Genomic DNA, 14,581 nt, shown 5'->3' with positions numbered 1-14,581 from the left:
CCTGGATGGAAACAGCATAAAATTGTGGCTGATGCGGGAATGCAAATGAATATTAGGGCGAGCCGTACAAGTTAACGAGTGTACAAGCACATTTATTCGTTCACATTTTAGACATATTATTTTAAGCTTATATTTAAGTGACTTTAAGCTGGAGTTATATGTGTGGGATTAACATTAGAGTTTAAAGTGTTGAGGGAGAGCTATGATAAAAGAAAGGGTGAAGCGTGTGCTCAAGGTGCAGCAGGTGAGCAAGTGGTACGAGGGCAACCGGGGCGTACATAAGCTGGATTTTGAAATGCAGCGTGGTGAGATTGTCGGGTTTCTGGGGCCTAATGGTGCAGGCAAAACGACAACGATGCGCATGATTACAGGGTATCTCCAACCGAATGAGGGAGTGATTACGATTGATGGCATACCGATTCAGGAGCAGGGCAGACAGGCTCGCTCCAAAATCGGTTATTTGCCGGAAACGCCCCCTCTGTATGGAGATATGTCCGTTCGATCCTATTTAAAGTTTGTGGCGAGCATTCGAGATGTGCCTGCAAGAGAGCAAAAGCTGCGGATTTCCGAGATGATTTCCAGGCTTGGGCTAAACGGACGTGAAAAGCAACTGGTACGCAGTCTGTCCAAAGGGTATAAGCAGCGTTTGGGGCTGGCGGGCGCGATTATTCATAACCCGGATTTGCTGGTGCTGGATGAGCCGACATCAGGTTTGGACCCGAATCAGATTTTGGAGATTCGCCAGCTCATTCAGGAGATTGGAGAGAATCATACGGTGCTGCTCAGCACGCATATTTTGCCCGAGGTGGACGCCTTGTGCAATCGGGTTCTTATCATTCATGAGGGTGAATTGGTGCTGGATGGACGGCCTGATGCGCTAGGCGGATCGATAGAAGACGGATTTAAGGTAAAAGTGGAGGTCAAAGGCAGCCGTGAGCAGGTGCTGAACGTTCTTCGCGCTTGGGGGAAAGTTGAGGTGGAGCTTTTAACATCTGGCTTGTCTCAAGCTGACACAAAGCTGACTGCAACTGAGCAAGATTTGACCGGGCTGTTACTGACAGGCGCTTCCGATGAGGATTTCCGTGAGGAGCTTTTTTATGTGCTGTCTGGTGCGAAGCTTCCGATTATTGAGTTGAAAAAAGAAAGCCTAAGCTTGGAAAATATATTCCAGCAGTTAACGACTCGCGAGTCGAAAACGGGGCAGGCCGATCAAGTGAATGTAGTGGAGCAAGTCGAGCATTCGACGGAAAATAAAGTTTTCGCAGAGGTTACGGAGGACAGCGAGAAGGCTGTGTCCAGCAACGACAAGGCCAGGCGAGACAAGAGTACAGGAGGTGAACGATCATGAGGCGCTTGTTCGCGGTCTGTCAAAAGGAGCTTCAAGCCTATTTATGGACGCCGACAACGTATTTTGCGCTTGCGGTGTACATGCTGCTGACGGGGCTGCTCTTTTACACGAATTTTGTCATGTATCAGCCAAGCATCTTGGACTATCGGCTGGTACTCGGTGACACGCTGTCCATGCTGTTGTTCGTTGTCCCACTGCTCACGATGAGGCTGGTAGCGGAGGAATTCAGACAGGGTACGGATGAGCTGTTACTTACCTCGCCAGTGAGTGTGACAGAAATGATTGTGGGTAAATTTTTGGCGTCGCTGGGCATGCTGCTGATTTTGGTGCTGTGCAGTCTGGCGTACCCGGTCGTGATGTCCTTTTACGGATCGCTGGACTGGACACTGGTATTTACGTCTGTGATCGGTCTGTTTATGCTGGGTGCAGCCATGATGGCCATTGGTCTGTTCGCTTCGACGCTTTCGCAGCATCAGATGATGTCGGCGGTCGTCAGCTTTATTATTTTGCTCGTGTTTTGGATGCTGGATTCGTTTGGTGGACAAACAGGCGCATCTGCGGACTTGCAGCAATGGCTGGAGCCTTTTTCACTAACCGCACGGTTTGACAGCTTCACCAAAGGATTGCTGAACGGAGCCGATGTGCTGTATTACGTGACGGTGGCGGTGCTCTTTTTGCTATTCAGCATCCAGGTGGTCGAACGGAAACGGTGGAGGTGATGAACATGAAAAAATGGCTGGGTCATACCAACAGTGTGGTATTGTCGGTTGCTGCTGCAGGTATTTTTATTTTGCTGACGCTGTTTCTGCGTTCGCTGGGAGGCTTTCAGGTGGATTTGACGGCAGGCAAGCAGTATACGTTGTCTGATCAGACATTGACGGCCATTCAGGGAGTGAAGGAAGACGTACGGCTGATTGCTTTTACAGTATCGACTTCGCAAAATCAAAAGCTGAACCGAGACGTTACGGATATGCTGAGTGAATACGCCAAGCGTAACAGCAAGCTCAAGGTCGAGCAATATGATCTGAATCAGGAGCCGCTGCTGGCCAAGGAATACGGTGTCACCGAAGCATCCATCGTGCTGGTTCAGGGTGAGAAGAAACGTGTTATTGATATAGGTAGTCTGTTTACGCAGGCACAGGGAAGTAGCGAGGGAGCGTACCAGTTTAGCGGGGAAGAAAAGCTGACCAGCGGACTGCTAGGACTATCATCTACCCGTCAGGGAAAAGTCGTTTTCCTGACCGGACATGAGGAAATACCTTTGTCCCAAATGACAGGATTGAGCAGCTCACTGGCACAGGATAATGTAAAAACAGAAGAAGTGCAGCTCAATCAGGCGGGTAGCGTGCCTAAAGATGCATCGGTGCTGGCTATTGTTGGGCCACAACGAGATATCAGCGCGACGGAGCTGAAAAGCATTCGCACCTATTTGGAGGGTGGTGGAAAGCTGTTTCTGGCGTTGGGCTTTCATCCGAACATGCAATCGGACTGGAAAAACCTTGACGCACTGGCGGCGGATTACGGTGTGAAGGATACACATGCGATCGTGGTGGATCAGGAGCAGACGAATACGCTTGGACCTCTGTTTACAGTGCCTACCTTTGGCAGTCATGCAATTACCGATAAGCTGGCGGCCTCCAATCTGTACCCGGTGCTTTCGCTGTCTATTGCTTTGCAAGCAGGGGAGCAGAAGAATTGGAAGACTACGGCCTTGCTCAAATCTTCTGCTGCCAGCTATGGGGAAACGAATATTCAGGGGCTGCTGAACAACGAAACACAGAAGGATGACAAGGACCCGCAGGGGCCGCTTGATCTGGGTTACGCGGTAAATGGCAAGGATGGCAAACCCAAAGCCATTATTCTCGGAACGTCAGCCCTTATGAGTGACACCGAGATCAGCACGGGAGGCAATCGGGATTTTGTGCTGAACAGTCTGAATTATGTACAGGAACAATCTGACGGGCTTACCATTCGTCCTCGTCAGGAGCAGGATTATAAGGTGGTTTATTTGACTCCTGCGCAAGCGAAGACGATAATGACCCTATCCGTGATCGGGTTGCCATTGTTGTTTGCGGCAGCCGGAATCTTATTATGGTGGAGGCGAAGAAGAGCATGAGAAAATGGATACCCACCGTGCTGCTGTTAGTTGTATTGGGAGCGGGTATAGTCTATGCCAAGAGCCAAAACTTTTTTCGTGAACAAGCTCCTGCAGCTCGCCAACTGGTTCAGCTTACGCAGGGGAATATTTCGTCTTTTGCTATAACAGGGAAGGAAGGCAAGACGGTCGAACTTACACAACGTGATGGCAAATGGAGCATGAGCAAGCCGCAGTCTTATCCGTTAAACGGTTATACGATAGACAATTGGTTAGCTGCTATTCAAAATGTGAAGCTTGGTGAGGTGGTGGAATCCTCTCCAAAAGATGTAGCCAAATACGGAGTCAGCGCCACCGACAACCAAATTCAGATCAAGACCAAGGATGGAAGCGAGCATACCTTTGCTTTTGGCGAAACATTGCCTTCCGGAGATGCTGCTTATGTGCTGTCAGATAAAAAAGAGGTAGCCTCCGTACCTGTGGATACCCTTTCCGGGTTGTTACTGGGTGCAGCCGATTTTACGGATACGACGCCGTTTGACTGGGATGATGACAAGCTGAGCGGACTGGAGTGGGAAGGCCAGTCCGCGTCTTGGATGCTTAAGTCATCCGGTGACGGGGGAACCGGGGAAAGCTCTTCCACAGCTTGGACGCTGAATGGAAAGTCGGTAACCAGTGATACGGCGACCTCCTTATCGCAGCAAATCAAAAATCTGGCCAGCAGCCAATCCTTGCGTAAAGCCTCCGAGCTGAACCATCCTGTTCACCGCTTTACGCTGAGCGTATCGCTGGGCAAGCAGGATGAATCGCAGCAGGTGTATCAGGGCTGGACGGTGGACGGTGAACCGGATATCGTATGGGTCGTGCCTCCGCAAAGCAATTGGGCGTATGGTCTGTCCGTATCTGACGTGAAGCGTATTGAACAGGCTGGACATGACCAGGCTCAAGCTGGAAAATGATCATCTGAACACGAGCTTGGAGTATGAGCAGATCCGCAATCAAGCAAATTTTTCGGTATAAAACGAACAAAGAGGCTCCATCGGCGAGGATCGTCGGTTGGAGCTTCTTTGTGTTCATTATTCATCAAGCTTACTGCCTTTGGAAGAATGACGGTTCCCATCGTTTAATTCCTTAATGACCTCAATCAGCTCATGGAGCGAGAGATCTAGCTTATCCAGTTTTTCTTCCATGGTGTGCAGGATGTGTCGCAACAAAATAAAGCAAAGACCTGCCGGAAAGCCTACGTTGGTTATGATAGAAAGAGCATCATCCATCTGCAATGGTTTCCCTCCTTTTTAGCCGTATATAAAGGAAGGTAAATCAAAAGAATCGTATACAACCGACTCAAAAAATAGTATAATAAATAAGAACAAATGTTCTGATTTGGTTGTAAAATGTGTTCTCAAATTACCCTATAATATGAGGATTTAGAAAAGCCAAATCCAAAGAGAAAGGGTGGTTTAAGATGAATCAGTCTCAGCTAACATTGGTTGAGCAATATCGTAAGAAGCTATATCGCATTGCATGGAGAATCCAGTATCGTGCCCGGGTACAGACCAATCATGAATTTGTCATGGAAAAAAACGAAGCCGTCGCTACTCCATCTTTTACAGACTCTGCAAACTCTAAAATGTATACCCTACAGCTCATTAACTCTCTACCATCTGAGATCGGAAAAGCCATCATCTTTGACCTTTACATACTAGACAAAACCGAAGCACAGATTGCAAGAGAGCTGAAGCTATCCCAACAGGCGGTGAATAAATGGAAAAAGAAAATGCTGAATCAATTATCTCAGATGCTGAGTTCATCAAACTGCTCAAATTAGCACGAGGCGGAGATCAGGAAGCTATGAGCAGTATACTTCATCTGTTCGAGGAGGATATTCAGAAAACCAGTCGGTATATCCGAATGTCCCGGGAAGATGCCGTCCAAAGTATTGTGACTGATTTTATAGAAGACTTGAAGCGTGACGATATTTGAAGTGATTAAACCGGACGCAATTATTATGATACAGAAAAGAAAAGGTGTAGGCTTTTGAGGGCCTACACCTTTTCTTCTCTGATATAAATGATTACGTAGGGAGTTTAATCAACATACTTATTCCCGTCAGCGTCAATATAAATGGACTGAACAGCTGTACGGCGGTATGGATAGCCTGCCCCTGTAGTTCCCTCGATTTCATAGGTTACGGAATACATGCCGGGCTTGTCCGCTTTGGACAGCTCGATTTGTCCGGTGGGGTTGACCGTTTTTTGTTGTACCGTCAGACCTTTGGACGCGGGAGTCATTCCTTGCTGTGGATCACCGTAATATTGAACCTGATACGTGACTTGTGTAACGCTTTTAGGGGAATCCTGTGGTTGCAGATTCAGCTTCGGACCTACGGCATTCAGATTATATTTCAGCTCAGGAACTTGAGCGGCCTGATAACGGGCAATCAGGAGATATGCTCCTGTATCAGGAATCGTGGCATTCAGTTTATAGATACCCGGTTTTGGATTTTGAATGACGGCGTTATGATGCCAGGCACCAGCAAAAATTTCGTCATCATAACCTGCTTTCAGATTAACGATCTCGCTTGTACCGTCAGGCTTGGTCAGCTCCAGTTTACTTACACGTTTATCGCTGATCCAGTCCAGATCAATGGATTTGACACCATTTTCAACGGTGAGGATTTCGGAGGCTTTTCCGTTATAGTCTCCGCCGCGGATAAAGTATGAATTGTCGATCTCGCCATAAGTGGATTGTAGAGCAGAAGCAGTCAGGGAAGATGCTGCTGAAAGTGCTTCAGTTTCCTGATTCAATGCTGGAGTGTTTGCTTGGAGGTAGGGTTGGATCAGGGAGAAGACGTAAGAGCCGGTACGCACTTTGGCATGATCCCAGGGTCCGACTTTGACTATACGTCCACCGGGAAGCTTTGCATTATCGACTGTGACCACTCCATCATTTTTGCCAAAGGATGAAAGATAAAGTCCGCCCAGTATGTAGGAAGCGCTTCCGCCAGACCAGTTATCACCAGCAAACGTGAAGAAAGGAATGGTAGTCGCGTTGCTGAGTGCATCAGTCTTGGATCGGAAATACTTCATATAAGATGTCTGTAGAGTGGAGGTACCTGGATTTTGTGAGCCGACAATATCTGCCAGCCATCCGGCCCAGCTACTGTATGCAAGATCTGCAAGCTGTGAGCCATGATGGGGACTGCTGAGGGTGATAACACGTTGTACATAGGGAGCGGCTCCGTTATATACGAGAGCGGTTTGGGTATCCACTCCACCTTTGCTGTGGGCGATGATAATGAGCTTTTTGCCAAAGTGATTACTAATGACCTTAATTTTGTCGGCTAGAAGCTTACCATTGTCCCACATATCCTGTGATGTGCCATTTGCATCGTAAAGATTAATGGTGGCCGTCTGATATCCCGCATCACGTGCGCGCTGAAGCATATCATTGTCATTTTTAGTCCAGACCTCAGCGCTACTGTTCAAACCATGTACAAACAATAACGCAGGTTTAGCAGGATCAACGCGATTAGGTGGCGGGCCTTCTACCCAACTTCCAGCAGGTGCTTTCGGGGCTTCGGGTGTAGTGGAGCCTGCAAAGGCGCCGACGGGGACAAGAGTGACGGACAACAAAAAAATGAGCATCAAAACGGTGATCTTTTTCAAGCTTGAAATCCTCCTTTGTAAAATAAAGTATTTTTCAATCTTATTATACATGGCATCTTGTGGTAAATCATTAATTGTATTTCATATTTACATTAAAAATTTATTTTTTAGTCATTTTTTAGTCAGCATAGCCCTGAGAATCGTAGCGCATCCTAATCTCGTCACACATTTTATATGTATGGAGGATGAGTTCATGCCAGGGACTAAGAAGGTAATCAGTTTAACGATTTCTGCTGCTTTGCTCGCCAGTATGGCTGCTTTGACAGGGTGTGGGACTGCGAATCATAATGTCCGCACGAACACTACCCGCTATAATGCGCAAAGTACACATCATATGGATGGTGTGAACCGTTTCGGAGTTAAGTCCAACGGTATGGACGGAATGCGCTTAAACCAAAATGCCAATGGAACCGGACACCAAATTGGTAACCTGCAAGTCGATCGTAATTTGTCCAAACGTATATCCGAGTTGCCGGATGTAAAATCTGCGACAGTGCTGGTCGGTAATCGTAATGCTTATGTAGCGGTTTCCTTGAAGGATCAAGCCAACGGAACCGGTGTAGGTACTTCAAGCGTTAAAGGTACTAAGCATCCCATGAATACACATGGCATGACTACGTATGGGGTGGATGGTACAAGAGGCAACTATACCACCGATGGCATAACGCCGGGAATTACGGACAATGGAATGAGCCGACCCGTAACACCTCCGCGTCGTGGTGACGGATTGTACGGCACGATGGGTACTGGTTCTTATGGTATGATTCGTGGCTTGGCGGACGGTACCCGCACGGATATCGGACGTACGGATGGCACCACAGTGGAAGGTGCAAGAACTGCGTATGAGCCTAGTACGTTGACCGAAGCCGTCAAAAGTCGCATCGCCAACAAGGTAAAGCAATTTGCACCTTCGATTGAACAGGTGTATGTATCGGCTAACCCGGATTTTGTAAAGCATACCACTGACTTTACACGCAGTGTGCAAAACGGTCATCCGATCAAAGGAATGAGTACCCAATTGGCAGATATCATTCAACGCGTATTCCCGACTCCTGCTGCTGGTGCAACTCATCCAACAAATGGATCAACAACCGCACCAACTCGTCCACAAAATTATACCCCTGCACCTATGAATCATCGCTAATTCACCACATATGTGTGTAATGCCAAAGAAAGAGCTATCCCTCTCGGCGAAATCGCTGAGGGATAGCTCTTTGGTTTAGGGGGAATCATAAGAAGAAACTATCTTCGTATTCCTTTAATCCATACGCCTTGTAGCTTTAAGTCCGCATCCAGTAACAGAACATCTGCTTGTTTGCCTGCTTTAAGCGAGCCTGTTCGATCCGCTATATTCAGGGACTTAGCTGGATTCAGGCTAGCGGCTTGTGACGCCTCGGGAATGGTCAGACCCACATGACGAACCAGATATCGGAAGCCTTCAATCATCGTCAGTGTGCTTCCTGCCAGAGTGACGCCATCTTCCAGTCGTGCCACGCCGCCTTGCACGATTACTGGTAAATCGCCGAGTGTGTAATGTCCGTCCTCCAGCCCGGTGGCAGACATGGCATCGGTGATCAGAATGAGATTGTGCTCACGTTTCAGCTTGGCGAGCAGGGAGACAGCAGCGGGATGTACGTGAATACCATCCGCAATAACTTCCGCTTCAATGCGCGGATCGGCAAGCACGGCTCCGGCGGCTCCCGGCTTGCGGTGATGCAGCGGAGTCATGGCATTAAATGCATGAACCGCATGGTTCAGGCCTGCCGCCACTGCGCGTTCCACCTCTTCATACGTGGCATCCGTATGACCGAGAGCTGCAGTAATGTTATGGCTGCGCAGCCAGGCAATCAGCTCTAGCGCGCCTTCCCGCTCCGGGGCAAGCGTCAGTTGGCGGACAAGGCCGGGATAGCGCTGCTCCCATTCCTGCGCCCAATCCAGATTCGGCGGTTGAATGTGCTCCGGGTTTTGCGCTCCCGGCCAGTTCGGGCTAATGAACGGACCTTCCAGATGTACGCCCTCCAGTTGTGCATAGGGCATAGGCTGCGCCATATAGGCGTGAACCTCACTTAGCACCTGGTCGATTCGCTCTTTTGGTGCGGTCATGGTGGTAGCCAGCATGGCGGTCGTTCCTTGGGAGCCGTGAAAAGAAGTAATCGTATCCAGCACCTGCGGGTCAGCGTCCATAAAGTCCTCGCCGTTACCGCCGTGAACATGAATATCAATAAAGCCCGGCAGCAGGTAGCCGCCTTCCAATCGCACAATGTTGGGCTCCACCGCTATACCCATATTCTGATTTTTCACTACTGCTGCAATTAGATCAGCAGGCAAATCATCCTCTGCACCGGCATATACGATGGATTGCCCCTCAATAGCGACAACCCCTTTTTCAATCATGTGATCTCCAATGACGACCTGTCCATACAGTAGTTGGGTTAAATCGCTATTCGTTTCATCCGAGTTCAAATTAACCAGCCTCCCGCTTCCTGATCCAGTAAAATTAGCACGTTGGGATGACATTGCAGCAGGGAAGCCGGGCATTCTGTGGTTATAGGTCCAGTGAAAGCCTGCTTGACAATGTCTGCCTTATCCGCGCCAAAAGCTACCAGTATAATTTGCTTCGCCTTCAGAATCGTCCCTACACCCATTGTGACTGCTTGCTTGGGTACATCAGCTATATTGCCAAAAAAACGGGCATTTGCTGCACGCGTCCCCTCTTCCAAATCTACCACATGTGTGGCTCCCGTCAGGCCTCGCCCGGGTTCATTAAAGCCGATATGACCGTTGTGGCCAATGCCGAGCAATTGGACATCCACGGGTCCGTGATCCAGAATTGCTTGTTCGTGGGCCGCACATTCTGCTGCCAGATCGGCCGCATTACCGTCAGGTACGCGTGTATGGGCAAGAGGAATGTCGATATGCTGAAACAAGTGCTCATTCATAAAGCTGCGGTAGCTCTGCGGATGTTCGGGGGGCAGGCCAACGTATTCATCAAGATTCACGGAGTAGGCTCGTGCAAAGCTCACCTGTCCCTTACGGTACATTTCTACAAGATGACGGTATATGCCGATAGGTGTACTTCCGGTAGCGAGCCCAAGCATGGCCTGAGGCTTGTTCAGCAGTAAACTGGCGATCACAGCGGCAGCGGTAGCATTCAGGTCTTCACGGCTGTTCAAAATACGTATGTTCATCTTCAGTGGCCCCCTGGTTGTTTTTTGAGCTTGCTTACTTGTTGATATGAACCTTCCAATCTCGGAATATATTTGTCAAAATTCGCGCTGACCATACCTGTAAACAGGATATCTATGATATGAAGCTGGGCAATGCGTGACGCCATATCTCCACGCCGCATCCCTTCTTCCAGCGAGGAGGAAAATAGCGCAATATCCGCAATACCTGCCAGCGTGTTATTTCCGAAGGAGGTCAGGGATAATGTTCTGGCCCCCTGTTCCTGTGCACAGCGCAGAGCCGCGATGGTTTCCTGTGTTTCCCCCGAATAGGAGACGGCAAAGGCGACATCTCCTGGCCCAAGCGAGGAGGCAGAGGTAATCTGCATGTGCGAGTCCGCGAAGGCGGTACTATTTTTTCCAATTCGAATGAGCTTTTGATAAAAATCCTGCGCCACAATCGAGGAGGTCGCCATGCCGTACAGATCAATGCGGCTTGTGGCGGACAGCCATGCAATCGCCTGCTCCAGCTTGCTGAAATCCAGCAGTCGGGTCGTATCCGCAATGGATGCGGTATGATTCGCCTCTATTGCTTCCACGATACGAGAGAGCGAATTTCCGGCGACGATGTCCTGATAGGAGGCTTCACCGTCACTGTTCGAACGGGGCAGCTCGGCGGCCAGCTTCATTTTGAAATCGGGATAGCCTTTAAAATGCAGTGATTTGCAAAACCGCGTAACGGTCGCCGGACTCACCCCACAACGCTCCGACAGCTCCCGAATGCCCAGATGCAGTACATCTCCCGGAGCTTGCAGAATGGATTCCGCCAGCTTGCGCTCTTGGACAGGAAGCTGCTCCAATCTGTGAGTTAATGTATGAAGAATAGGGGACATGAGCAGCGCTCCTTTGGCTATAGAATATTTCGTTCGTGTGAAAATAATTATCGTTAAAATTAATTTTATGAAGAAAAATATTTTCATATGATTTATGTATATTGTAAATTAATCCTGTCTCACATGCAAGAAGATACAAGCAAGTTAAGGCTTTATCCAAGAAATCCGGTGGCGGTGGCGATAGGAGCCACGATCCGACTGCGCACTGGCACCAGAGGTAACCTTTAAGTTCGGATTATATAAAAGAATGACTAAATAAGGTAGCAAAAATTGTCGAAATAACCATACATTAATTTACATATTGTGCGTTATATTTACAAAACAACCTATTGACTTGTCTCTTAAATGGAGGAGTATAATTGAATAAAGTTCCAGTGTAGGAATTTTTCGAGGAGCTTTGCAGATGGCATTGTCGGGCGGCACGAATAGAATCACTCACAAGGAGGAGTTTGCTATGCAAAGCCAAGTGATTGAAATGATCAGCGCGGTCAAGGAAGATCCTGAGCTGATCGGTAAGCTGGATGGACATTCGGACATTATTCATGATGCTGGACTGGATTCGTTGCAGTTGGTTCATTTCATGCTGCAAGTGGAGGATGCGTTTGACGTGGAAATTGATTTTGATTCCTTTGAGCTGGAGCATTTGAGCTCGGTAGATGCGTTTTGCAGCTACATTCAGGGAATCAGCGATGCGGAAAAAGCGCCGCACCCGGAGGGAATGGAGACGGTCTGACGTAAAGCTTGGTACATGTGCCTGAAAATCCATTAAACGAGGTGTTAGCATGCAGCCCAAAAGCAATGTGCTGATTGATGAGAAAGCGTTCAAGCTCATTAAGCGCAACCTGAAAAACGCTTCTGTATCCTACCGTAATGCAACACAGGACCCTGCCTTCAAAACGGACATGCCCCAGACGATCGGTATTAAGCTGACCAACCGCTGCAACCTGAGATGTACGCACTGCTTTGAATGGAACGAGGAAGGCTATCATCATCAAATGGACAAAGAAGAGCAAAACATGGACCTTGCCCCGGATATGCTTCGGCAAATTCTGAGCGAGACGAAGGAGGCCAAGTCCCGACTGTATATGTGGGGCGGAGAGCCGATGTTTCATCGGCGTTTTGACGAAATTTTGGACGTGCTGGCGGAAGATCGACGCGAAATGACCTTTTGTACCAATGGACTGCTCATTGATAAATATTTGGACCGGATTTTGGATTTATCTGAAAATCTGGAGCTGTTAATAGCGATTGAAGGCTTTGAAAGAGAACATGATCTGATTCGTGGTAAAGGCACCTTTCAAAAAACGATGCGGCAGATGGATAAGCTGATTGAACTGCGTGACCAGGGACTGTACAAGGGACGGGTGACCGTCCATGCCGTCATTAACGATAACATGATCGGACGGATGTACGAGTTTCTGCAAATGCTGGAAGACAAGAGGCTGGATCTGGTGCTGTTGACGTTCCCCTGGTATATTTCCAAAGAAACCTCCCTCAAAATGGATGACTATTTTACACAAAACTTTTCTTGGCTCCGACAACTGGAGGAAAAAAATATTAGTAGCTGGCATGCTTTCAAATATAAAATCAACCCGGATAACATCGATCCTTTGATGCAGGAGCTACAGCGGATCAATGAGCGGGTGTGGAACATTCGTGTGCGCTATCAGCCTGGTCTGGACTATGAGGAAATCGACAAATTTATACATGGCGAGGAAATGGTCAGTCGCTGCTCCAATCATTGCCTGGCGCTCACCTCCAGAACGGATATTTTGCCGGATGGTAAGGTCATGCCTTGCAAGTTTTTCAGTGAATTCACGATTGGAAGCTTGCGTGACCACAGTCTGAGGGAAATCTGGAATTCGGATGCGTATGAGAAAACACGCCAAACGATTAATCACGAAGGATTAACGCCGGTGTGCTCCAAATGCAGCGTATTGTATCTGCACGGAGCTGGCTCCCTGAAATATATTTAGTTTCGATCGCAGTTGTTTCTTACTGGATGGAAGAGAGGGATGACAGGACGTGACGACTAAAACCATTAACCTCGTGGAAGCGCTTGCCCATGAACGCGATCATGGAGTCCTGATTTGGCTGTTTAATATTGGTGCAGAGCAGGTATGGCATCCGTCCCCCCGTAAGGGGGGGATGGTAGATCGTGATGAACAGCAGGTGGTAAATCGAATGGAGGAAATGAATCTTCTGTTGTGCCGAAGTCAGGATGTGATCGTGCTGCGGGAACAGCCGGATCAGGCTTTTCTGGACATGCTTCAGCGGTTGGGCTTTAGCCTGCCGCGTATTGAGGTGCCGGAGCCGACTGATCCGTTAACGCCGATTTCGGAGCTGGTGCTGGCGGACGAGGCACTTTTGGCACGGCTGCGTGTGGTTGCGGAAGCAGACCACAGCAGTAGCAGAGCCAAAGCGTGGCTCGTTCCGTATGCGGTTACCCCGCAGGAGGAAGCGATTGCGGAGCGCTGTGGACTGGAGCTGATCGGCGCTCCGTCCTCGATCAGCGCCCGGGTGAATGATAAAATATTCAGCCGTCTGACTGCGCAAAAGCTTGGTTTTGCCGTCAGTGAGGGGGCTGTATGTGCAGACGAAGCGGCGATCCGCAGGGAGTGCGGCAGACTGGCCGACTTGTCGGACGGGCCTGTGAAGCTGATCATCAAGCAGCCGCATGGCGCATCGGGACAAGGCATGTATATGCTGGACGAGCTGTCCAAGCTGGACACGCTACTAAGTGTGATGAAACGCTTTGGCGGTTCATCGCCTTCTTCGGGAGGCTGGCTGGTGGAGCGCTGGCATAACAAGCAGATGGATCTGAACTACCAGCTCTGTATTGACGAGGGCGGTGGGGTGACGATGTTTTCACTGAAAAGGCAAAATGTGGACGGCACGGTGTACACCGGGTCCCGCGTTCCGGCTGAGCTTGGAGCTGCGCTAGAAGAAGAAGTGAGACGCTGTGCTTACCAGTTGGGAACGTATCTGTATTCCATCGGTTATACAGGCATGGCTTCCATTGACGGTTTTGTCGATGAAGGAGGCTTGCTGGTTCCGGTGATCGAGATTAACGGCAGGTTTACCCTGTCTACCTATATTTCGTTCCTGTCGTCGGTCTTGGGAGAGCAGCATAAAACGCTGTCCCGCTACTACCGCAACGTTACCACCACACCGCTGACCTACAGTCGCTTATGCGGCTTGCTGGCAGAGGAAGGCTTGCTCTACACGCCCGAACGCCCCGAAGGGGTGTTTGTTTACACGGCAGGTACGTTGTCTGGTATTCCGGTGAAGCGGGGGTATGTGAATCGGATTTTCACGCTGATTATGGCAGATAGCTGGCAGGAAGCCGAAGCCTATGCGCACAGGCTGGAAGATGTCATTGCGGGATTGGCAAGCTCATAAACCGGGAGGAA

General features: G+C 49.1%; 15 protein-coding genes. 10 read left to right on the top strand and 5 right to left on the bottom strand.

The genetic code is table 11. The features are described from left to right. Window positions 1-202 precede the first annotated feature (202 nt). From C1I60_RS00760 to C1I60_RS00745, 4 genes are read left to right on the top strand one after another with little or no spacing between them, the layout of a single operon-like run. On the top strand, window positions 203-1,348 hold the full coding sequence (locus C1I60_RS00760) for an ABC transporter ATP-binding protein (RefSeq protein ID WP_137060062.1): 1,146 nt from the start codon (window positions 203-205) through the stop codon (window positions 1,346-1,348). Beyond that, the gene (locus tag C1I60_RS00755; protein WP_137060061.1) at window positions 1,345-2,067 is read left to right on the top strand and encodes an ABC transporter permease; all 723 of its coding nucleotides are present in this window, start codon (window positions 1,345-1,347) and stop codon (window positions 2,065-2,067) included. Before C1I60_RS00760 ends, C1I60_RS00755 begins: the two co-directional genes overlap by 4 nt. Before the next feature lie 5 nt (window positions 2,068-2,072). Continuing rightward, on the top strand, window positions 2,073-3,464 hold the full coding sequence (locus C1I60_RS00750) for a GldG family protein (RefSeq protein WP_137060060.1): 1,392 nt from the start codon (window positions 2,073-2,075) through the stop codon (window positions 3,462-3,464). Then, window positions 3,461-4,402, top strand: coding sequence for a DUF4340 domain-containing protein (locus C1I60_RS00745; RefSeq protein WP_137060059.1), 942 nt, complete (start codon window positions 3,461-3,463; stop codon window positions 4,400-4,402). Before C1I60_RS00750 ends, C1I60_RS00745 begins: the two co-directional genes overlap by 4 nt. 117 nt (window positions 4,403-4,519) lie before the next feature. Here the strand turns inward: C1I60_RS00745 and C1I60_RS00740 are convergent, their stop codons facing one another. Continuing rightward, entirely contained in the window at window positions 4,520-4,717 is a 198-nt protein-coding gene (locus C1I60_RS00740; RefSeq protein ID WP_252361516.1) for a YvrJ family protein, read from the bottom strand. A 191-nt stretch (window positions 4,718-4,908) separates the two neighbouring features. Between C1I60_RS00740 and C1I60_RS00735 the strand changes: the two genes are divergently transcribed. Further along, on the top strand, window positions 4,909-5,271 hold the full coding sequence (locus C1I60_RS00735) for a sigma-70 family RNA polymerase sigma factor (protein ID WP_137060057.1): 363 nt from the start codon (window positions 4,909-4,911) through the stop codon (window positions 5,269-5,271). 23 nt (window positions 5,272-5,294) lie between these two features. Beyond that, a complete protein-coding gene (locus C1I60_RS25040; RefSeq protein WP_252361499.1) occupies window positions 5,295-5,426 on the top strand; it encodes a hypothetical protein in 132 nt (43 codons plus the stop codon). Between the two features lie 104 nt (window positions 5,427-5,530). Here C1I60_RS25040 and C1I60_RS00725 read toward each other — a convergent pair whose 3' ends face one another. Beyond that, window positions 5,531-7,111, bottom strand: a complete 1,581-nt coding sequence (locus tag C1I60_RS00725) for an esterase/lipase family protein (protein WP_137060055.1) — start codon at window positions 7,109-7,111, stop codon at window positions 5,531-5,533. A gap of 193 nt (window positions 7,112-7,304) precedes the next feature. On the opposite strand from C1I60_RS00725, the gene C1I60_RS00720 reads away from it, so the two are divergent. Continuing rightward, window positions 7,305-8,255, top strand: a complete 951-nt coding sequence (locus C1I60_RS00720) for a YhcN/YlaJ family sporulation lipoprotein (protein ID WP_137060054.1) — start codon at window positions 7,305-7,307, stop codon at window positions 8,253-8,255. Between the two features lie 98 nt (window positions 8,256-8,353). Here C1I60_RS00720 and nagA read toward each other — a convergent pair whose 3' ends face one another. From nagA to C1I60_RS00705, 3 genes are read right to left on the bottom strand one after another with little or no spacing between them, the layout of a single operon-like run. Next, window positions 8,354-9,574: an N-acetylglucosamine-6-phosphate deacetylase gene (gene nagA, locus C1I60_RS00715; protein WP_137060053.1), complete on the bottom strand. Its 1,221-nt coding sequence runs from the start codon at window positions 9,572-9,574 to the stop codon at window positions 8,354-8,356. After that, window positions 9,571-10,299, bottom strand: coding sequence for a glucosamine-6-phosphate deaminase (gene nagB / locus C1I60_RS00710; protein ID WP_137060052.1), 729 nt, complete (start codon window positions 10,297-10,299; stop codon window positions 9,571-9,573). The genes nagA and nagB overlap by 4 nt, the downstream gene beginning before the upstream one ends. Before the next feature lie 2 nt (window positions 10,300-10,301). After that, window positions 10,302-11,168: a MurR/RpiR family transcriptional regulator gene (locus C1I60_RS00705; protein WP_137060051.1), complete on the bottom strand. Its 867-nt coding sequence runs from the start codon at window positions 11,166-11,168 to the stop codon at window positions 10,302-10,304. A gap of 454 nt (window positions 11,169-11,622) precedes the next feature. Between C1I60_RS00705 and C1I60_RS00700 the strand changes: the two genes are divergently transcribed. From C1I60_RS00700 to C1I60_RS00690, 3 genes are read left to right on the top strand one after another with little or no spacing between them, the layout of a single operon-like run. After that, a complete protein-coding gene (locus C1I60_RS00700) occupies window positions 11,623-11,901 on the top strand; it encodes an acyl carrier protein (RefSeq protein WP_137060050.1) in 279 nt (92 codons plus the stop codon). Window positions 11,902-11,950: 49 nt separating this feature from the next. Then, on the top strand, window positions 11,951-13,144 hold the full coding sequence (locus C1I60_RS00695; protein WP_137060049.1) for a radical SAM/SPASM domain-containing protein: 1,194 nt from the start codon (window positions 11,951-11,953) through the stop codon (window positions 13,142-13,144). A 49-nt stretch (window positions 13,145-13,193) separates the two neighbouring features. Beyond that, window positions 13,194-14,570 (top strand): preATP grasp domain-containing protein, encoded by a 1,377-nt coding sequence (locus C1I60_RS00690; protein WP_137060048.1) that lies wholly within the window; start codon window positions 13,194-13,196, stop codon window positions 14,568-14,570. Window positions 14,571-14,581: the final 11 nt, after the last annotated feature.

Origin of the sequence: Paenibacillus terrae (assembly GCF_005217525.1) — a bacterium.
Lineage (GTDB): Bacteria > Bacillota > Bacilli > Paenibacillales > Paenibacillaceae > Paenibacillus > Paenibacillus terrae_C.
Note: the sequence above shows the minus strand (reverse complement) of the source record. Positions and strands in the feature narration are given on the sequence as shown.

Excerpts from the sequence above, each read along its gene's own strand:
- C1I60_RS00760 (WP_137060062.1), top strand. The coding sequence starts at position 203 with ATGATAAAAGAAAGGGTGAAGCGTGTGCTCAAGGTGCAGCAGGTGAGC.
- C1I60_RS00755 (WP_137060061.1), top strand. The coding sequence starts at position 1,345 with ATGAGGCGCTTGTTCGCGGTCTGTCAAAAGGAGCTTCAAGCCTATTTA.
- C1I60_RS00750 (WP_137060060.1), top strand. The coding sequence starts at position 2,073 with ATGAAAAAATGGCTGGGTCATACCAACAGTGTGGTATTGTCGGTTGCT.
- C1I60_RS00745 (WP_137060059.1), top strand. The coding sequence starts at position 3,461 with ATGAGAAAATGGATACCCACCGTGCTGCTGTTAGTTGTATTGGGAGCG.
- C1I60_RS00740 (WP_252361516.1), bottom strand. The coding sequence starts at position 4,717 with ATGGATGATGCTCTTTCTATCATAACCAACGTAGGCTTTCCGGCAGGT.
- C1I60_RS00735 (WP_137060057.1), top strand. The coding sequence starts at position 4,909 with ATGAATCAGTCTCAGCTAACATTGGTTGAGCAATATCGTAAGAAGCTA.
- C1I60_RS25040 (WP_252361499.1), top strand. The coding sequence starts at position 5,295 with ATGAGCAGTATACTTCATCTGTTCGAGGAGGATATTCAGAAAACCAGT.
- C1I60_RS00720 (WP_137060054.1), top strand. The coding sequence starts at position 7,305 with ATGCCAGGGACTAAGAAGGTAATCAGTTTAACGATTTCTGCTGCTTTG.
- nagB (WP_137060052.1), bottom strand. The coding sequence starts at position 10,299 with ATGAACATACGTATTTTGAACAGCCGTGAAGACCTGAATGCTACCGCT.
- C1I60_RS00705 (WP_137060051.1), bottom strand. The coding sequence starts at position 11,168 with ATGTCCCCTATTCTTCATACATTAACTCACAGATTGGAGCAGCTTCCT.
- C1I60_RS00700 (WP_137060050.1), top strand. The coding sequence starts at position 11,623 with ATGCAAAGCCAAGTGATTGAAATGATCAGCGCGGTCAAGGAAGATCCT.
- C1I60_RS00695 (WP_137060049.1), top strand. The coding sequence starts at position 11,951 with ATGCAGCCCAAAAGCAATGTGCTGATTGATGAGAAAGCGTTCAAGCTC.